Here is a 14989-nt window from a genome sequence, read left to right as displayed (position 1 = left end):
TGTTGATTTTAGGTAGAACAATTTGAAATTTATTACTAAGATAGTAGTAGAAAAACAACAATAGTTGTTTTTCTGTCTGAAAATTTAGTTAAAGACCAGCCATAATGTACGTATACTCAGTACAATGATAAGTATACCTACCATGATCATTAATGTCTGGGCTTTAAACTTCCGGCATAAATAGGCGGCAAAGGGAGCTGCAAAGGTACCACCGATCACCAGGCCGGCAATAATCTGCCAGTTACCTAATCCGATCAGGGCTACAAAAGTACCGGCACCGGCAAGTGCAATGAAAAATTCAGCGAGATTTACTGAACCAATGGTATACCGCGGACTATGCCCTTTGCTAATGAGGGTAGAAGCTACGATAGGCCCCATCCGCCTCCGCCAACTGCGTCCATAAATCCACCGAAAACTGCCAGTAAGGCCACTTTTTTGGGTTCTTTTACTTCTTCTTTTACTTTTTTAAATGCTTTTCTGATAATTACAATGCCCATAACCATTAGATAGGCAGCAACAAATGGCTTGATCAGCTTTTCATCTAAAGTAGTAAGTACATAGGCGCCGGTAATTACACCAAACACCCCGGGCAATACCAAGCTTTGAAATAATTTTTTATTAACGTTGCCAAACTTTAAGTGAGAAAGGCCGGAAACACCAGACGTGAATACTTCTGCTACATGTACACTGGAACTGGCAAATGCAGGTGGTACACCCATGCCAAGCAGAAAAGTAGTTGAGCTCACGCCATAGGCCATTCCTAACGCTCCATCTATGATCTGGGCTATAAAGCCAACCAGCATGAAAAACAATACTTTTTCGGTGAGCAGAGCTGAAAATAAAGAAGGCGCTTCTCTTACTACCATTCCTAAATGAGCCGGAGCAATAAGAGCATAAATTACTAACCCAACCAGCACAGCTACAGGAACTACTGCCCACCATTTAAGACGGGTAAATTCGAACGATTTAGCAGGTTTCTCGTCGGCCGTATCGTTGACCTTGATGGTTTCAATATTATTTTCCAATATCATTAGGTTTGGTAGTAATTGGGGTTCTAATTTATAAAAATAGGAGCAAAGTCAAATCTGTTTATCGATATTTTAACCAGCCAAAAGACAAAGATATAAAACTATATCAAATTAGTAGGAATAATAGATATATTTTTAATAAATTGAATGTTTCCGGGGACCAGGAAAACCAATTCCTGTAATTTGTTTGTTACGCACACTAAACCCCTATCCATCTATGAAAAAGAACAGGCCAATATATTATCTTTTCATAATCCTGTTACTTACGGCAATGGCTTGCCAACCATCTGGAAAGAAACAAGAACAGATTACTCTCAAACCTGGTATATGGCGGGCTGTGCTACAATCACCTGGAGGCGAACTGCCATTCGGTTTAGACATTACCAGAAAAACAGATAGTACGTTTAGTGTATTTGCCCTCAATGGAGAAGAACGCCTGCCATTAGATGATGCTATTATTCAAGGGGATTCCTTACGGATTCCTATCGGATTATTTGAATCAGAGATCGTGGCAAAAGTAGCTGATAGTACCCTAACCGGACGGTTTACTAAGTATATTCTTGAGCGTACTACACATATGCCGTTTAGCTCTCAATATGGGCATATAAATCGTTTTACTTCTACAAATCAAACTCCGAAAACTAATCTTAGTGGGAAATGGTCTGTCATGTTTCGCTCTGAAGGGGATTCTACCCAATCTGTAGGTATATTTGAACAACAGGGCTCCGATGTGAAAGGCACTTTTTTAACACCTACTGGTGATTACCGGTACTTGAGTGGCAATATGGAAGGTTCCACTTTACAACTATCCACTTTTGATGGCAACCATGTGTATTTATTCAAAGCCAAAGTAGATGAAAGCGGCCAGCGCTTAACCGGTGAATTCTGGTCTGGGGTAAAAGGATACGAGACATGGACAGCTGTAAAAAATGAACAGGCTGCTTTGCCAGATGCCAATTCCCTCACTTTCCTCAAAAAAGGCTACGAAGAATTAGCTTTTACGTTTCCTGATGTAGAAACCGGAAAACCTGTTTCCCTGAATGAGGAGTGGTACAAAAACAAAGTAGTAATTGTACAACTCATGGGTTCGTGGTGCCCCAATTGTATGGACGAAACCAAGTTTTTAGCTCCCTGGTATCAGAAAAACAAGGAACGGGGCATAGAAATCATTGGACTAGGGTATGAAAGAAGCCCGGACTTTGCAGTTTCGGCACCTAAACTCCAGAAAATGAAACAACGTTTTGGTGTGGAGTATACTGTTTTACTGGCCGGCGTGAACGACAAAGCTGCCGCCACCCAGACATTACCCATGATTGAGAAAGTAATGGCTTTCCCCAGTACTATTTTTATTGATAAAACCGGTAAGGTCCGCCGCATTCATACTGGTTTCAGCGGACCTGGTACCGGTAAATATTATGATGAGTTTGTGGAAGAATTCAACTTGTTTGTAGACAAACTCCTCGCCGAGGAAGCTGCCGCTGCCAGCAGTGATTAGCCAGCATCGCCATTACATCCATATAACAAAAGCTTCGCGTACGGGAAGCTTTTGTTATATGGATGTAACCTTTACAAAGTATCACTTGAACTTTTATAAATTCATGCCGCCAGAAGCCTCAATACGTTGACCAGTGATCCATCGGGCTTCTTCACTACACAGAAACGCCACTACTCCTCCAATGTCATCTGGTAATCCGGGTCTTCCAAGTGTAGTAAGGTCTGCAACGAATTTATTCATCTGTGGATTATCCCTAACTATTCCTCCGCCAAAATCTGTTTCGATGGCACCTGGTGCCAGCACATTCACTGTAATTCCTCTGGAACCTAATTCTTTTGCCATATATCTGGTTAGGGTTTCCACCGCTCCTTTCATAGAAGCATAAGCTGAATTACCTGGAATTGTAAAGCGAGCCAAGCCGGATGAAAGGTTTATAATACGTCCTCCATCCTTGAGCAAAGGAAGCGCTTTCTGGGTGAGAAAATAAACGCCCTTAAAATGAATGTTCATCAGTTCATCAAACGATTCTTCGGTAGTTTCGGCAAAGGGTATATGCAGGCCAATACCGGCATTATTGATCAGGAAGTCAAAGGTAGACGTATTGAATACTTGTGGAAGCACACTGCGCAATTGAGAAAAAAATTGATCGAAGGTTTTTACATCGCCTGTATTGAGTGGCAAGGCGGCTGCTTTTTGGCCCAGCTGCTCAATTTCAGATACTACGGCAAGCGCTTCTTCTTTTTTAGAGTGATAGGTAATTACAACGTGAATTCCTTTTCTGGCTAAACTCAACGCCATATTTTTGCCTAGTCCTCGGCTACCTCCGGTAACTAAAGCAATTTTTTGATTTGCATTTTCCATCTTATTTGCTGTTAAATTTAATAGCACAAAATTGCGATGGAAATGAAAGAAAGTGTTTGCAAGCATCAATCTATTGTTTGCAAAATTCAAATCATAGCCTTATGAGCGGAAAGTAATAGGTGCAAGCGAAGTTTGTTTCCGGAAGAAATTGGAGAAATGGGCTACTTCTTCAAAACCCAGGCTATCGGCAATCTGCGATATATTCCAGTCGGTTTGTTTCAACAGGATTTTGGCTTCCTGAATAATGCGGCTGGCGATAATTTCAGTAGTAGTTTTGCCTGTATTTTCTTTTAATACCTTATTGAGATGATTTACATGCACAGCCAGGCGGTTGGCATAATCAGCTGCCGTGCGCAAACTAAGTTTTTGCTGCGGCGATTCGATGGGAAACTGCCTTTCGAGCAGTTCAATAAACAAAGAAGCAATACGGGCTGAAGCGGTATGCGTGGTATACAGCGCAGTAGCTGGTTGCAGCTTTTGCCCATAATGAATTAGCTCCAGTACATAATTGCGCAACAAATCATATTTATACACATAATCTGAAGAAATCTCTCTGTACATCTTCATAAAAATAGCTTGCATCTCTTTCCAATCTTCATCCCTGATTTGAAAAACGGGAAAATTGCCGGGTTTAAAGATGGGAAGTTCGTCTAATTTGATTCCACTTTTGGTTTTTGTTAAAAAATCTTCGGTAAAAATGCAGAAATAGCCAGACTGATTTTCCCCTTTCGGATTATAGTGATAGGGTATTTTGGGGGTGGCAAACAAAAGGGTCTGAGTTCCTATCTCCACTGCCTTATCCGCATATTCCAATGTGTACTCCCCACTGATCAAACTGATTTTATAATACGTCCGTCTATTGTATGGCATTACGGGTTTTACTTTTAACCGGGCTAATACATCTTCGTACTTAAACACATTAAAATGCCCGATCTCTTTGCTGATTTCATCCGGAATATGTGCAGCAATTTCCTTATAAAATTCATCTACAGAAGTGTTTTTCATAACAGTTTTCGTTTGCAAAATTCAAATGTACAAAGCTTTTCGCAAAGTAATAGCAGATAGGGTAGATAAGTGACCTTACAATGTCACCTTTGAGCTAACAACCATTTTACGAGGTCATTCGGCTCAGCGATACTCCAGGAATGAGGATTTCTTTTATTGCCTGGTTTTCTATACCCTTTATTTGTGGTACTAATTAACATGACTTTTTTGCTGCCCATTCTGTGTAAATCATTGGTCATGGCTGCACAATCAAACGCATTCATTCCTGAATAATCGACACCTGCCTTAAGCCACCATTGGACATCAGGTTCTGTATATAAGCGAATAGGTACATGAATCAGAGGTTGTAGCGTTTGATGTGTAGTATCGCTAAAAGAATAAGGCGAACCTTTATGGTAATATGGCAGGAAGTCTGAAGGAGGGCCACCAAATTCTTTTTCATAGCGCTTCAGCATATAGGTATTTTCAGCTAAAAGGTCTTTATCCATACCTGCAGACCTCATTTCCCTTACTGAAGTGTTATACATTCTCTCAAAATCGAGGGGTGCATCAATCGCAAAAACGGCAGAAGGTTTAATAGGATAATTATGGCTCAAAGCAAGCTGGGCATATTTAATTGCACAAGTGCCACCAATAGAAAATCCGCCCACATAAAATCGCTGATCAATCAGTTTATGCCTGCTTGTTACATGATTCAGCATTTCCCGGAAGGAGGCTTGTGTAGCTGTATCAATGCCTAAAGTAGAAATACCTGTACTGAAAACAGGAATAATCGTAAGAATACCTTGCCGGGCTGCAATTTTTGGCAATTCTGTTTGCTGTATAACTTCTTGTGGCTTCTGGAACATTCCTGGCATCAGAAACATAAAACCAGACCCTGGAAGCTTTGGTGGATAAACAATAATATAAAAGCTGGAAGTACTGTCTTTGGGATTTAAGTATACCGTTTCTATTTTCTGACTGTAACAGGAAGTACAGATAAAAACAGCCAGCAAGAGAAAGTAAAATTTATGCATATGGGTTGTTTTAGGGTTGCAGGTAACACCCAGTATATCAAGCGCACAAGCAGTCCAATTTAATAAATTATAAGCAAACATTGCCTGCGCAATTGATATACAATGTTGCGCTTCTGCCTAATTCACTCTCTTAAATCTGCCCTTATTTTCAAGTTCTTCAATTATTTTATTTATAGTTTTTATAGTTTTAGTGGTTCCATTTTTTTCTTTTGTCAGTTGGAACCCACTTAACCTAACATTGTCCTCAGAACCATTATAAATTACTGTCAAGTTATATTGGGTGAAATGAGGTGACCCTTGATTAAATTTAATTTCTGGGTCGATTTTGATATTATTAAATCTAATAGGCTTGATTTCAATAAGCTCAAAAAGTCCACAGTAGTCTAAGCGTAAACAGTTCCATTGATTATTTTTAGCCCAAAAGATATGGGCAACAGTCGCGCGCGCTCCACATTGCAATTCCTTTTGATCATATGGTATTTCAAAACGTCCTCCAAAAATTGAATACCTATGGACAATTATTGAATTAATTCCGTAGTTCTTGAGTGAATCTGTCATTCGGTGGAGTTTGTCATTTAAATCGTCCCCATATGAATTTGTCCAAAAGAATATTAATATGGCAATGAGTTTTCTCATTAGCATTATGTACAATATCTGTATAATCATATATATATAGTACTATTTATTTCCATATATACACATCTGTAAATTTTCTGGTAAACAATAGTTAGGTATCAAAAGATACACAGAATACAGACTTTTTACAATATCTGATAAAAACTGTGTGATTGAAATGCCAAATTGACTATTTTTAGTAAGATTTTAAGTTTAATTTGGACTTACGACCATAAACCACCTGTGATATGAGCTACAAACTTTGCCTGTTTTTTATATGTATGGCCACTTCTATAATGGCACAATCACCTACTCCTCAGTTTGAGGCGCAAGTCCTGGATGATAAAGTGCAGATCGGTTATGGCTTAGCCATTGGTGATGTAGATGGCGATAAAAACCCGGATATTCTGATGGCAGATAAAAAAGCTTTTGTCTGGTACCGCAATGGCGACTGGAAACGATTTGTGATGGTAGAAAACCTGACCGAACAAGATAATGTATGTATTGCGGCGCAGGATATAGATGGCGATGGAAAAGTGGAAGTGGCGGTAGGTGCCCAGTGGAATCCTGGAGAAACCAGTGATACAGCAAAATCTGGTTCTGTACACTACCTCATTCGTCCCAGCGACCCTACACAAACCTGGCAGCCGGTAAAACTCCACCACGAACCTACCATTCATCGGATGCGCTGGGTAAAAACCGGTAATAAGTCATTTTCACTGATTGTATTGCCCCTGCATGGCAAAGGCAACAAAGATGGCCAGGGAGAAGGCGTAAAAGTACTGGCTTTTGAGGTACCCAAGAATCCAAAAGGCCCCTGGAAATACCAGGTAATCGACCAGTCAATGCACATGACGCATAATTTACAGGTATGGGATGCCAACGGAAATACACCAGCACAACTCTTAATTGGTGGAAAAGAAGGCGTTAAAAGGCTAACATTCGACAAAGGAAAATGGATGGCAAATTCAGCTTCTCCCTGGGCAGTGCAACAGCAAAGTTTTGGCGAAGTCCGTACTGGTTCTTTCAAAGGTCAGAAAAAATTTATAGCCGGCATCGAACCTATGCATGGCAATATGGTTACGGTATACTCTTATGATGCGCCTGCAAACCGGCAAGTACTCAGCGAAACTATGAACCAGGGACATGCCCTGGGCTGTGCTGATTTTCTGGGCACAGGCTCCGACCAAATTGTAGCCGGCTGGCGTAATCCGGACAAGGAAAATAAAGTGGGTGTTAAACTCTATATTCCACAGGATAATGCAGGTGCCAGCTGGAAAGATGTATGGATTGATGACAATACCATGGCCTGCGAAGATTTGCAGATAGCTGACCTGAATAAAGACGGCAAACCAGACATTATTGCCGCAGGCCGTGCTTCCAATAATCTTAAAATCTACTGGAACCGGACAGGGACTGGCAAATAAATAATTTTTGCAGGTTAGTTGCCGGATGTTGAATTTCATAGTGATGTTCTGATTTTTTACTTCCATGATTCGCAAGGAATTTCCGGATTTACACTGGCTCAAAAAACAGATCGAGCAGCAGTTTGTTAGCAAGCAAGGCTGGCCGAATTGTATTATCAACGCCAGAGGGCAATCGAGTTACCGGCCCGATATTAAAGGGACGCTGTCGCTTTTTATGAATGTAAAAGGAGAAACCAGGTGTGGTGTAGATAATCAGAAGGTGCAGGTAGATACTTCTCATTTTTTCATTAGCAACCAGCATCAGCCGTATACGCTCGAAGTAGAAAATACCACCACCGAAACTTTTAATATTCATTTTAGCGAAAAGCTGCTTAGTGAAGTATATGCTGGTTTAATTACGCCTGCTGACATTCTGATTGATAACCATTCCCGCATAGAAGGGCAGTATCTTCATTTTTTCAACAGGTTATACCGCAAAGAAGAGGTATTTACAAAGCTTATCCAACGCTTATACCTGTACAGCCAGCAGGAATACCGGAATCCTATCTTGCTGGATGAATTATTAACAGACCTGCTGGTATATCTGATGCAGTTGCACAGAGATATAATCCGGGAGATGCACAGGATTTCTGCCCTTAAAAAATCGACACAGGTAGAAATATATAAAAGACTTTGTGAGTCGCTCAATTACCTGCATTCGTTTTATAATAAAGAAATTACCCTGGATGAACTGTCTGCTGTTGCCTGCCTGTCCAAATTCCATTATCTGCGCCTTTTCAAGTCTGTATTGCATTTGTCGCCACATCAGTATCTATTAAAACTACGACTTGATAAAGCAAAAGAACTTCTGCAATACACCCAGATTCCGGTAACAGATATAAGCATAACAGTTGGATTTGAGAATAATACTTCCTTCAGTCGCTTATTCCAGCAGCGGTTTGGCCAGTCTCCCTTAAATTACCGCCTGGCTTCTGGCAAAAAGAAATTAGCAATTTTGGTAAACTGATTTTTTCAAGTGCTCTATACCTTTGTAAAGTAATGCAGCTGCAATAATATACTGATTATCAATGGTTAATTTTCAGATTTTCTAATCTTCAAATTTGCTAATTTACTTCACATGGAAACACCCATATTTTTCACTGCCTCTGTGCTATTTATCCTGCTTACTTTTGGTCTTTTCGCACTCATTATCTCTGGTTTGCGCTCAGTATTAAAGCAAACCGCCTGGGAAACCATTCAGCAAAAGAAAATTTTATACCTGACTACCGCCGGTTTTGCTGGATGGATACTATTCACAGGAATACTGGCAAACAGTGGCTTCCTGGCAGTATTCAATACGTTACCTCCACGATTGCTGGTGATATTATTGCCGCCGCTTGTATTCATTGTCGCATTAACTTTTTCTTTGAAGTTCACACAACTATTACAACGTATTCCTCCGGGCTGGCTTATTGGCATTCAATCTTTCCGGGTTCTGATGGAAATTATTCTGTGGATGTGTTTTGCAGATAACATTATTCCGGTACAAATGACTTTTGAGGGAAGGAACTTTGATATACTGGTCGGACTATCGGCTCCCATTATAGCTTATTTCTGTTTTGTAAAAAAAGTATGGTCACCGAGGGTAGCTATTGCCTGGAATATTTGCGGCTTAATTATCCTGGCCAACATTGTGATTGTGGCCATCTTGTCGGCTCCTGTGCCTTTCCGGGTATTTATGAATGAACCGGCTAATACTTTTATCGCGCATCTGCCTTTTGTCTGGCTTCCGGCTTTTGTAGTACCAGTGGCTTACTGGATGCACATTCTTTCTTTGAAACAATTACTTTTTGCTTCCAAAACGCAAAACAGGCCGGTTTTATCCAACAAAATCATAGTGAATCAGATGAATTAATTATCAGGCGAATGAACGGAAGTAAAAGGATTTTATGAGAATGAGTCGCTTTTGATAGGCTTGCAGTATTCATAGCTAAAAATTCCTTTTTCATGAAAACACACGTATCATTGCTTACCCTTCTGATGATGATTGGCTCCTTTAGCCAGATTTTCGGACAAACCTTTGAAGTTCCAGCCAACTATGCATTCAAAACAAAAGCCGACTATGCCAAGTATGAACCTGAAGTAATTCAGGCTGTAAAATGGCTTGAAAACACACCCTTAAACCAGGAAGATGATAAAAGAAAACAGGTATATTTGTTTGTGTTCACTTACGTACAAGGCAGCCCTACGGTAAGCGTGGAGGTGCAAGGCTATGTAGCTGATTTTTCAAAAAAGAACCCAGAACTATTGATCGCTTTCCTGGGCGGCTGGACCAAATATAAGCTGGAAAATCCGACTGTAACTGATCCGCTCATACTTAATACGGAAGGAATAAAAACCATGCTAAAAATCTATAAGTTAGGGGGAGCTGCCAAGGATAAAAACCTGGAAAAATTAGCTAAACTCTCCTCTGACCAGGAACTACAAGACTGGGTGAAGAGCAAAATTAAAGTGTAAGCAATAATTTAGATTCATTTTTATAACAGGGCTGAGTTTAACTTAGCCCTGTTTGTTTTATATTGCCCCAATAATGCTATTTACTTTATAGCAAAGCATGTCATAAATCTAATTCACTTTTACATTTATCTAACACTTACCTATAGCTCCCTTTATTGAATTATGCTTCAGAAATATGATGAAAGAAATGCCCATATTCAGGTTTGGGTAAAAGACAGATTGTATCCCAGAAATGAGGCCAGAGTCTCGGTATTCGATAGTGCTGTGCAGGGCGGCGATGCCGTATGGGAAGGACTTCGCATATACAATGGGCAGGTTTTTATGATGGAACAACACATAGACCGCCTGCTTTCATCGGCTCATACCTTACTATTTGCCAATATTCCTACCAGGGAAGAAGTAAAAAACGCCATTTTCGCTACACTTCAGGCCAACCAGATGCGGGACCAATCCCATATCCGGCTTACCCTAACCAGAGGCGAAAAAATCACATCGGGTATGGACCCCAGGCTGAATCAATTTGGCTGTACCTTGATTGTACTGGCCGAATGGAAACCCCCTGTCTATGATAACCAGACTGGTGTAAGGCTAATCACCAGTTCCATCAGGCGCAATAATCCGCAGTTCCTGGATTCTAAAATCCATCATAATAACCTGCTCAACAATATACTAGCCAAGATCGAAGCCAATGTAGCTGGTGCCGACGATGCATTGATGCTGGATATAAATGGATTTGTCGCTGAAACCAATGCCACTAATCTGTTTATGGTGAAAAAAGGAAAACTCTATACCCCTTTTGCCGATGCTTGCCTTCCTGGTATCACCCGTGCACTCGTGCTGGAAATGGCAGAAGAATTGAAAATTCCATACACTGAAAGAAACTTATCCGTAGCAGAGTTTTTCAATGCCGATGAAGTATTTACCAGTGGCACGATGGGGGAACTTACACCTGTCAGGGAAATAGATGGAAGGCTCATTACCAATTCATCCAACTCAACTATTCTGGCCAGATTGCAGGAGTGCTTTGTTACCAAAATTTCGGTGTATAGCGTAAAACTGCCTTTTTGATATTGTGAGAACCGCTAAAGATTTGCACAAATAAGTCATGATAGGGTATTTGCTTTAGGAAGTAGAAAAATATAATTACCGACTAACTATTGGCATAAAAAATCAATAGTTAGTCGGTAATTATGCGTATTTTATTTTTTTATTATACGTCTAAAAGTCACTCCTTTAGAAGTTTGAATTTTCAACAAGTAAACCCCTGACTTCTCAGTTGATAAATCAAAGACTTCTTTATATTGATTAGAATTAGTTGTTAGATTCTTATTCATAACATTTCTGCCTAAAGCATCCCAGACTGAAATCTCTACTTCCTGCCCGAAATCAGCCGGAAGGATTATACTTATCTTACCAGTAGTTGGGTTAGGATAAACTTTTATCAAAGTTGATAAATAAGAATCAGTGGCAGTAAGAACATAAGTAAAAGGAGCTGATAAATCGGATAAGCAGTCTTGTTGATTCTTTACCCGCACTGTATACTTGCCTGGAATATCAGCTTTAATCTGTTGACTGTTTATAGCCATATTTACCCCCTCTAATTGCCACTGATAACTATCCCCGGCTATACTACACACTAAACTATCAGCGCCTACTTGAATGATCACGGGAGTAATTGGTTTTTGAACACGGGTAATGGTTACTTGTGCTTTCAGGGAATCTGAACAGGTAGTAGAAGAAACTTTCCACTCAAACACATTCTCTCCATAACTTAAAACTTTTACCAATGAGTTAGCTGCCTGGGTATTTTGAATGACTCCTTGGCCACTGACTAATTTCCATATTCCTTTACCTTGTATAGGACCAGCCGCTTGTAAAATGATTGTATCTTGCTCACAGATGACCTGATCAGATCCGGCATTTATACTAATATTAGTAATATAACAGGGAAGTACATACTCAAAAGTAGCGGAAGTATCAGAACTACATCCGAATTGATTAGTTACTTTTACCGTATAAAGACCGGCCTGCTTTACTTGAATAGATTGTGTATGTTTATCTATTACTGCTCCCTGCAAGAACCACTCATAACTGCTGCCTGCTATACTACATATCAAACTATCAGTGCCCTGTTGCCTAATAACCGGAGTAGCAGGTTTCATCTGGCGAGTAATTGTTACCTGGGCATGGAGAGAATCAATACCGCATGAATTAGCAGATACACTCCATTCAAACACATTCTCTCCATAAGCTAAACCTGAAATAATAGTAGTGCCACTTTCCCTATCTTGGAAGATACCCTTTCCACTCATTAGTTTCCATTGCCCTTTACCAGCCAATGGCGCTATGGCTTGCATTACTACCGTATCTTGCCCACAAACAATTCGGCTTATACCGGCCTGAACTGTAGTATTGGTAGTTAGACAAACTATTCTTTGATCTAATTTGGCTGATTCCTCCACAACCAGTGGTATATCATAAATTGAGTTAAAAGTAGTGTTGGTACGAACTGGCTTGTTAAAATCAAAGAAGATGTCTGCAAAATTTTCTATCCTTGTTTTCTCCGGCAGATCAACTTTTGGCCTAATACTAAATCGAATAAATCCATTACTTCCTGCCTGGTCTTTGGTGCTATCCGGCAGATTAATATTGTTAAAAGTAAAGGTAAGCACTGGTTTTCCTTTCCCGGATACACTCAGCTTATACGCATGAGAAACAGCTGCTATCTGTAACGTCTTCATATCCAGATGTTCAGAAAGAGTATCTACTACTAATACTTTATAGGCTGTATCAGTGCCCGTGTTTTGAAAGCGGATGGTGTAATCCAAAGCTGTGTTAGTGGGTGTATAATGCTCATTGCTTACCCCTTGCGGAGAAACCGCTTTATCATTGGGATCAAAAGAATCAATAATTGGTAAACATTCGGTTGATATTTCAGACTCCTCCTCCTCTTGAACCTGTTGGGTAACATAGCCTTTACTCACAGTGCCATTACTATTTATACCACAGGCTTCAATTGTAATAAAACTTAGTTTCCGGGAAGGGTGATCAGGACGTTGAGCAGCTTCTAGCCGAACCGTTTGTCCATTAGTAGGCACTTGCAGAATTAAACTATCGCCTTTGGCTAGTTTAAAATCATTCATATAAGCCAGTTGCGCATCTAAGTAAATCCGAAAAGCGCTGCTGTCGGCCATACTCCCACTTCCATTATTATAGATACTTAGGCGAACCTTTCCGTTATTTGTACAACTAGCTTTCACCTGAATATCGGATTGATCCCAGTCAGGGGAAAGTGTTCTACTATTAGCAGGAGTGATCCAGGCTGAAGTGCACTGAATAAGACCCTGGATATCGGCACAAATTACTGAGTCCTGAATCTCAATACTTCCACAAGTTCCTGCTGTAAGAGATTCAATTGTAAAAACATAATTACTGTCCTTATCTACTGTGTAAGCACTATTAGCACTCTTGAAAACAACATATTCTGGTAGCTTTACATATACTTTCACATTCGTGGCAGCAGCCGTACCGCTATTGCAGTACGAAACAGTAGTCATATTAGTCATACACCTTCTTCTTCGATCAGATAAAACATTAACCGACAGATAAGGCTGAAGCATTAATTGATTGGCAAAGTTTTTTCCAAGCACACTATCATTAGAAGCTGTAAATCGTACTGAGTGGGTGGCCGGATTTATAGGGCATATTTGTTTAATAAAAGATTTGTTATTTGGAATCAGTTGTTTTATTGTATAACTACCGGTATCTACAGCCAACGTATAATTACCTAATGAATCGGTAGAAGTATAATGATTTCCCGGCTGAGCTACTACAATCATACCCTCTATTCCCTTCTCGGCTGTATCCTGAACACAGTCCTCATTTGTATCATTATAAACAGTTCCTTTGACATAATTAGGTGTTAAAACAGCCTCTTCTATTGCAAACTTTTTGACATAAGGATCATCAACCACATATAGATTACCCGCAGCATCTACAGCTATATGTACAGGATATAGAAACTGCCCCTCTTCATAACTAAATTTACCGAATTTTAAAAGTAATTGACCTTTTGAATTAAACTTCTGGATATTAATAACCTCTCTATCAGAAACATAAATATTGCCAGCCGGATCTATGGCTATACCCCCAATACCTATAAACTGTCCATCTCCAGTACCTTTACTGCCGAACTTGAATAGAAATTGTCCACTAGAAGTAAACTTTTTTATACAACGATTAAAACCATCAGCTATATAAACATTACCATTAGTATCTAGGGCTATATCATTAGTAATAAACTGGCCATCGGCTGTACCTTGTGAACCAAATGCTAATACAAATTGGCCATGAGAATTAAATTTATCTATCCGGGGGGTGGGATTCTTTGCTATGTTATGGCCATGGTACCTGTTAGCAATGTACATATTTCCCGCGCCATCTACGGCTATGCTGTAAGGAGAAATAAGCTGTCCATCAGCTGTGCCAAGTGAACCAAACTTAGAAATAAACTGTCCGTTGGAGTTAAACTTCTGAATGCGATGATTATCTCTATCAGCAACATAAATATTACCTTGAGCATCTATGTCTATATCGATAGGCCAATTGAATTGGCCATTGCCTGTACCAAAGCTACCAAACTTAGAAAGAAATTTTCCGCTGGAATTAAACTTTTGGATGCGATGGTTCTGGTGATCAACCACATAAATATTATCATTTTTGTCTATAGCTATACCCATAGGCAAGATAAATTTACCATTGGCTGTACCAAAGTCACCAAATTTTAATAAAGATCGAGCCTTTTCGGGAAGAGACTGACTCTCCGCAGGAAGTGAAGTTATAATTCCTATTAAGAAGAATAAATAAATAGAAAAGAGTAAAGGTGTACGATGCATAAGAATGTGCACTTCAATATTTATATTAATCCTTCATGTAATGCATAGGTAGAAATTAGCGTTAACCTGAGGTATAAAAAACTGGATACTAAGCGTAAGATTTTTAGAGATAAGCTAATAATTCAAAATTCTTATTACAAAGGCTAACTAA

At 39.7% G+C, this 14989-nt stretch carries 11 protein-coding genes and 1 pseudogene; 6 read left to right on the top strand and 6 right to left on the bottom strand.

Going from position 1 to position 14989, the window contains the following annotated elements; translation table 11 throughout:
* Positions 1 to 84 precede the first annotated feature (84 nt).
* Positions 85 to 758 (bottom strand): annotated as a pseudogene (locus GXP67_RS38260) (sulfite exporter TauE/SafE family protein).
* A 487-nt stretch (positions 759 to 1245) separates the two neighbouring features.
* Here GXP67_RS38260 and GXP67_RS11375 point away from each other — a divergent pair.
* Positions 1246 to 2523, top strand: coding sequence for a peroxiredoxin family protein (locus tag GXP67_RS11375; RefSeq protein ID WP_232065130.1), 1278 nt, complete (start codon positions 1246 to 1248; stop codon positions 2521 to 2523).
* A gap of 93 nt (positions 2524 to 2616) precedes the next feature.
* Here GXP67_RS11375 and GXP67_RS11370 read toward each other — a convergent pair whose 3' ends face one another.
* From GXP67_RS11370 to GXP67_RS11355, 4 genes are all read right to left on the bottom strand, one after another.
* The gene (locus GXP67_RS11370; protein WP_162443238.1) at positions 2617 to 3384 is read right to left on the bottom strand and encodes an SDR family NAD(P)-dependent oxidoreductase; all 768 of its coding nucleotides are present in this window, start codon (positions 3382 to 3384) and stop codon (positions 2617 to 2619) included.
* Between the two features lie 99 nt (positions 3385 to 3483).
* A complete protein-coding gene (locus GXP67_RS11365; protein ID WP_162443237.1) occupies positions 3484 to 4389 on the bottom strand; it encodes a helix-turn-helix domain-containing protein in 906 nt (301 codons plus the stop codon).
* Between the two features lie 83 nt (positions 4390 to 4472).
* Positions 4473 to 5405, bottom strand: coding sequence for an alpha/beta hydrolase (locus GXP67_RS11360; RefSeq protein WP_162443236.1), 933 nt, complete (start codon positions 5403 to 5405; stop codon positions 4473 to 4475).
* A gap of 117 nt (positions 5406 to 5522) precedes the next feature.
* Positions 5523 to 6041 carry a hypothetical protein gene (locus GXP67_RS11355; protein WP_162443235.1) on the bottom strand — a complete coding sequence of 173 codons (519 nt, stop codon included), beginning with the start codon at positions 6039 to 6041 and terminating at the stop codon, positions 5523 to 5525.
* Between the two features lie 227 nt (positions 6042 to 6268).
* Between GXP67_RS11355 and GXP67_RS11350 the strand changes: the two genes are divergently transcribed.
* The 5 genes from GXP67_RS11350 to GXP67_RS11330 all read left to right on the top strand — a co-directional run bounded on the left by GXP67_RS11350 (position 6269) and on the right by GXP67_RS11330 (position 11011).
* Positions 6269 to 7447, top strand: a complete 1179-nt coding sequence (locus GXP67_RS11350) for an FG-GAP repeat domain-containing protein (protein WP_232065129.1) — start codon at positions 6269 to 6271, stop codon at positions 7445 to 7447.
* Positions 7448 to 7511: 64 nt separating this feature from the next.
* Positions 7512 to 8453 carry an AraC family transcriptional regulator gene (locus GXP67_RS11345; protein WP_162443234.1) on the top strand — a complete coding sequence of 314 codons (942 nt, stop codon included), beginning with the start codon at positions 7512 to 7514 and terminating at the stop codon, positions 8451 to 8453.
* A gap of 111 nt (positions 8454 to 8564) precedes the next feature.
* A complete protein-coding gene (locus tag GXP67_RS11340) occupies positions 8565 to 9341 on the top strand; it encodes a DUF8737 domain-containing protein (protein WP_162443233.1) in 777 nt (258 codons plus the stop codon).
* Positions 9342 to 9433: 92 nt separating this feature from the next.
* Complete coding sequence (locus GXP67_RS11335; protein ID WP_162443232.1) at positions 9434 to 9943, top strand: hypothetical protein; 510 nt, start codon at positions 9434 to 9436, stop codon at positions 9941 to 9943.
* A 162-nt stretch (positions 9944 to 10105) separates the two neighbouring features.
* Complete coding sequence (locus GXP67_RS11330; RefSeq protein ID WP_162443231.1) at positions 10106 to 11011, top strand: aminotransferase class IV; 906 nt, start codon at positions 10106 to 10108, stop codon at positions 11009 to 11011.
* A 131-nt stretch (positions 11012 to 11142) separates the two neighbouring features.
* Here GXP67_RS11330 and GXP67_RS11325 read toward each other — a convergent pair whose 3' ends face one another.
* Positions 11143 to 14838 carry a DUF7619 domain-containing protein gene (locus GXP67_RS11325; protein WP_162443230.1) on the bottom strand — a complete coding sequence of 1232 codons (3696 nt, stop codon included), beginning with the start codon at positions 14836 to 14838 and terminating at the stop codon, positions 11143 to 11145.
* Positions 14839 to 14989 lie beyond the last annotated feature (151 nt).

It is taken from the genome of Rhodocytophaga rosea (assembly GCF_010119975.1).
Classification (GTDB): Bacteria; Bacteroidota; Bacteroidia; order Cytophagales; family 172606-1; genus Rhodocytophaga; species Rhodocytophaga rosea.
This window is presented reverse-complemented; position numbering and strand designations above follow the sequence as displayed.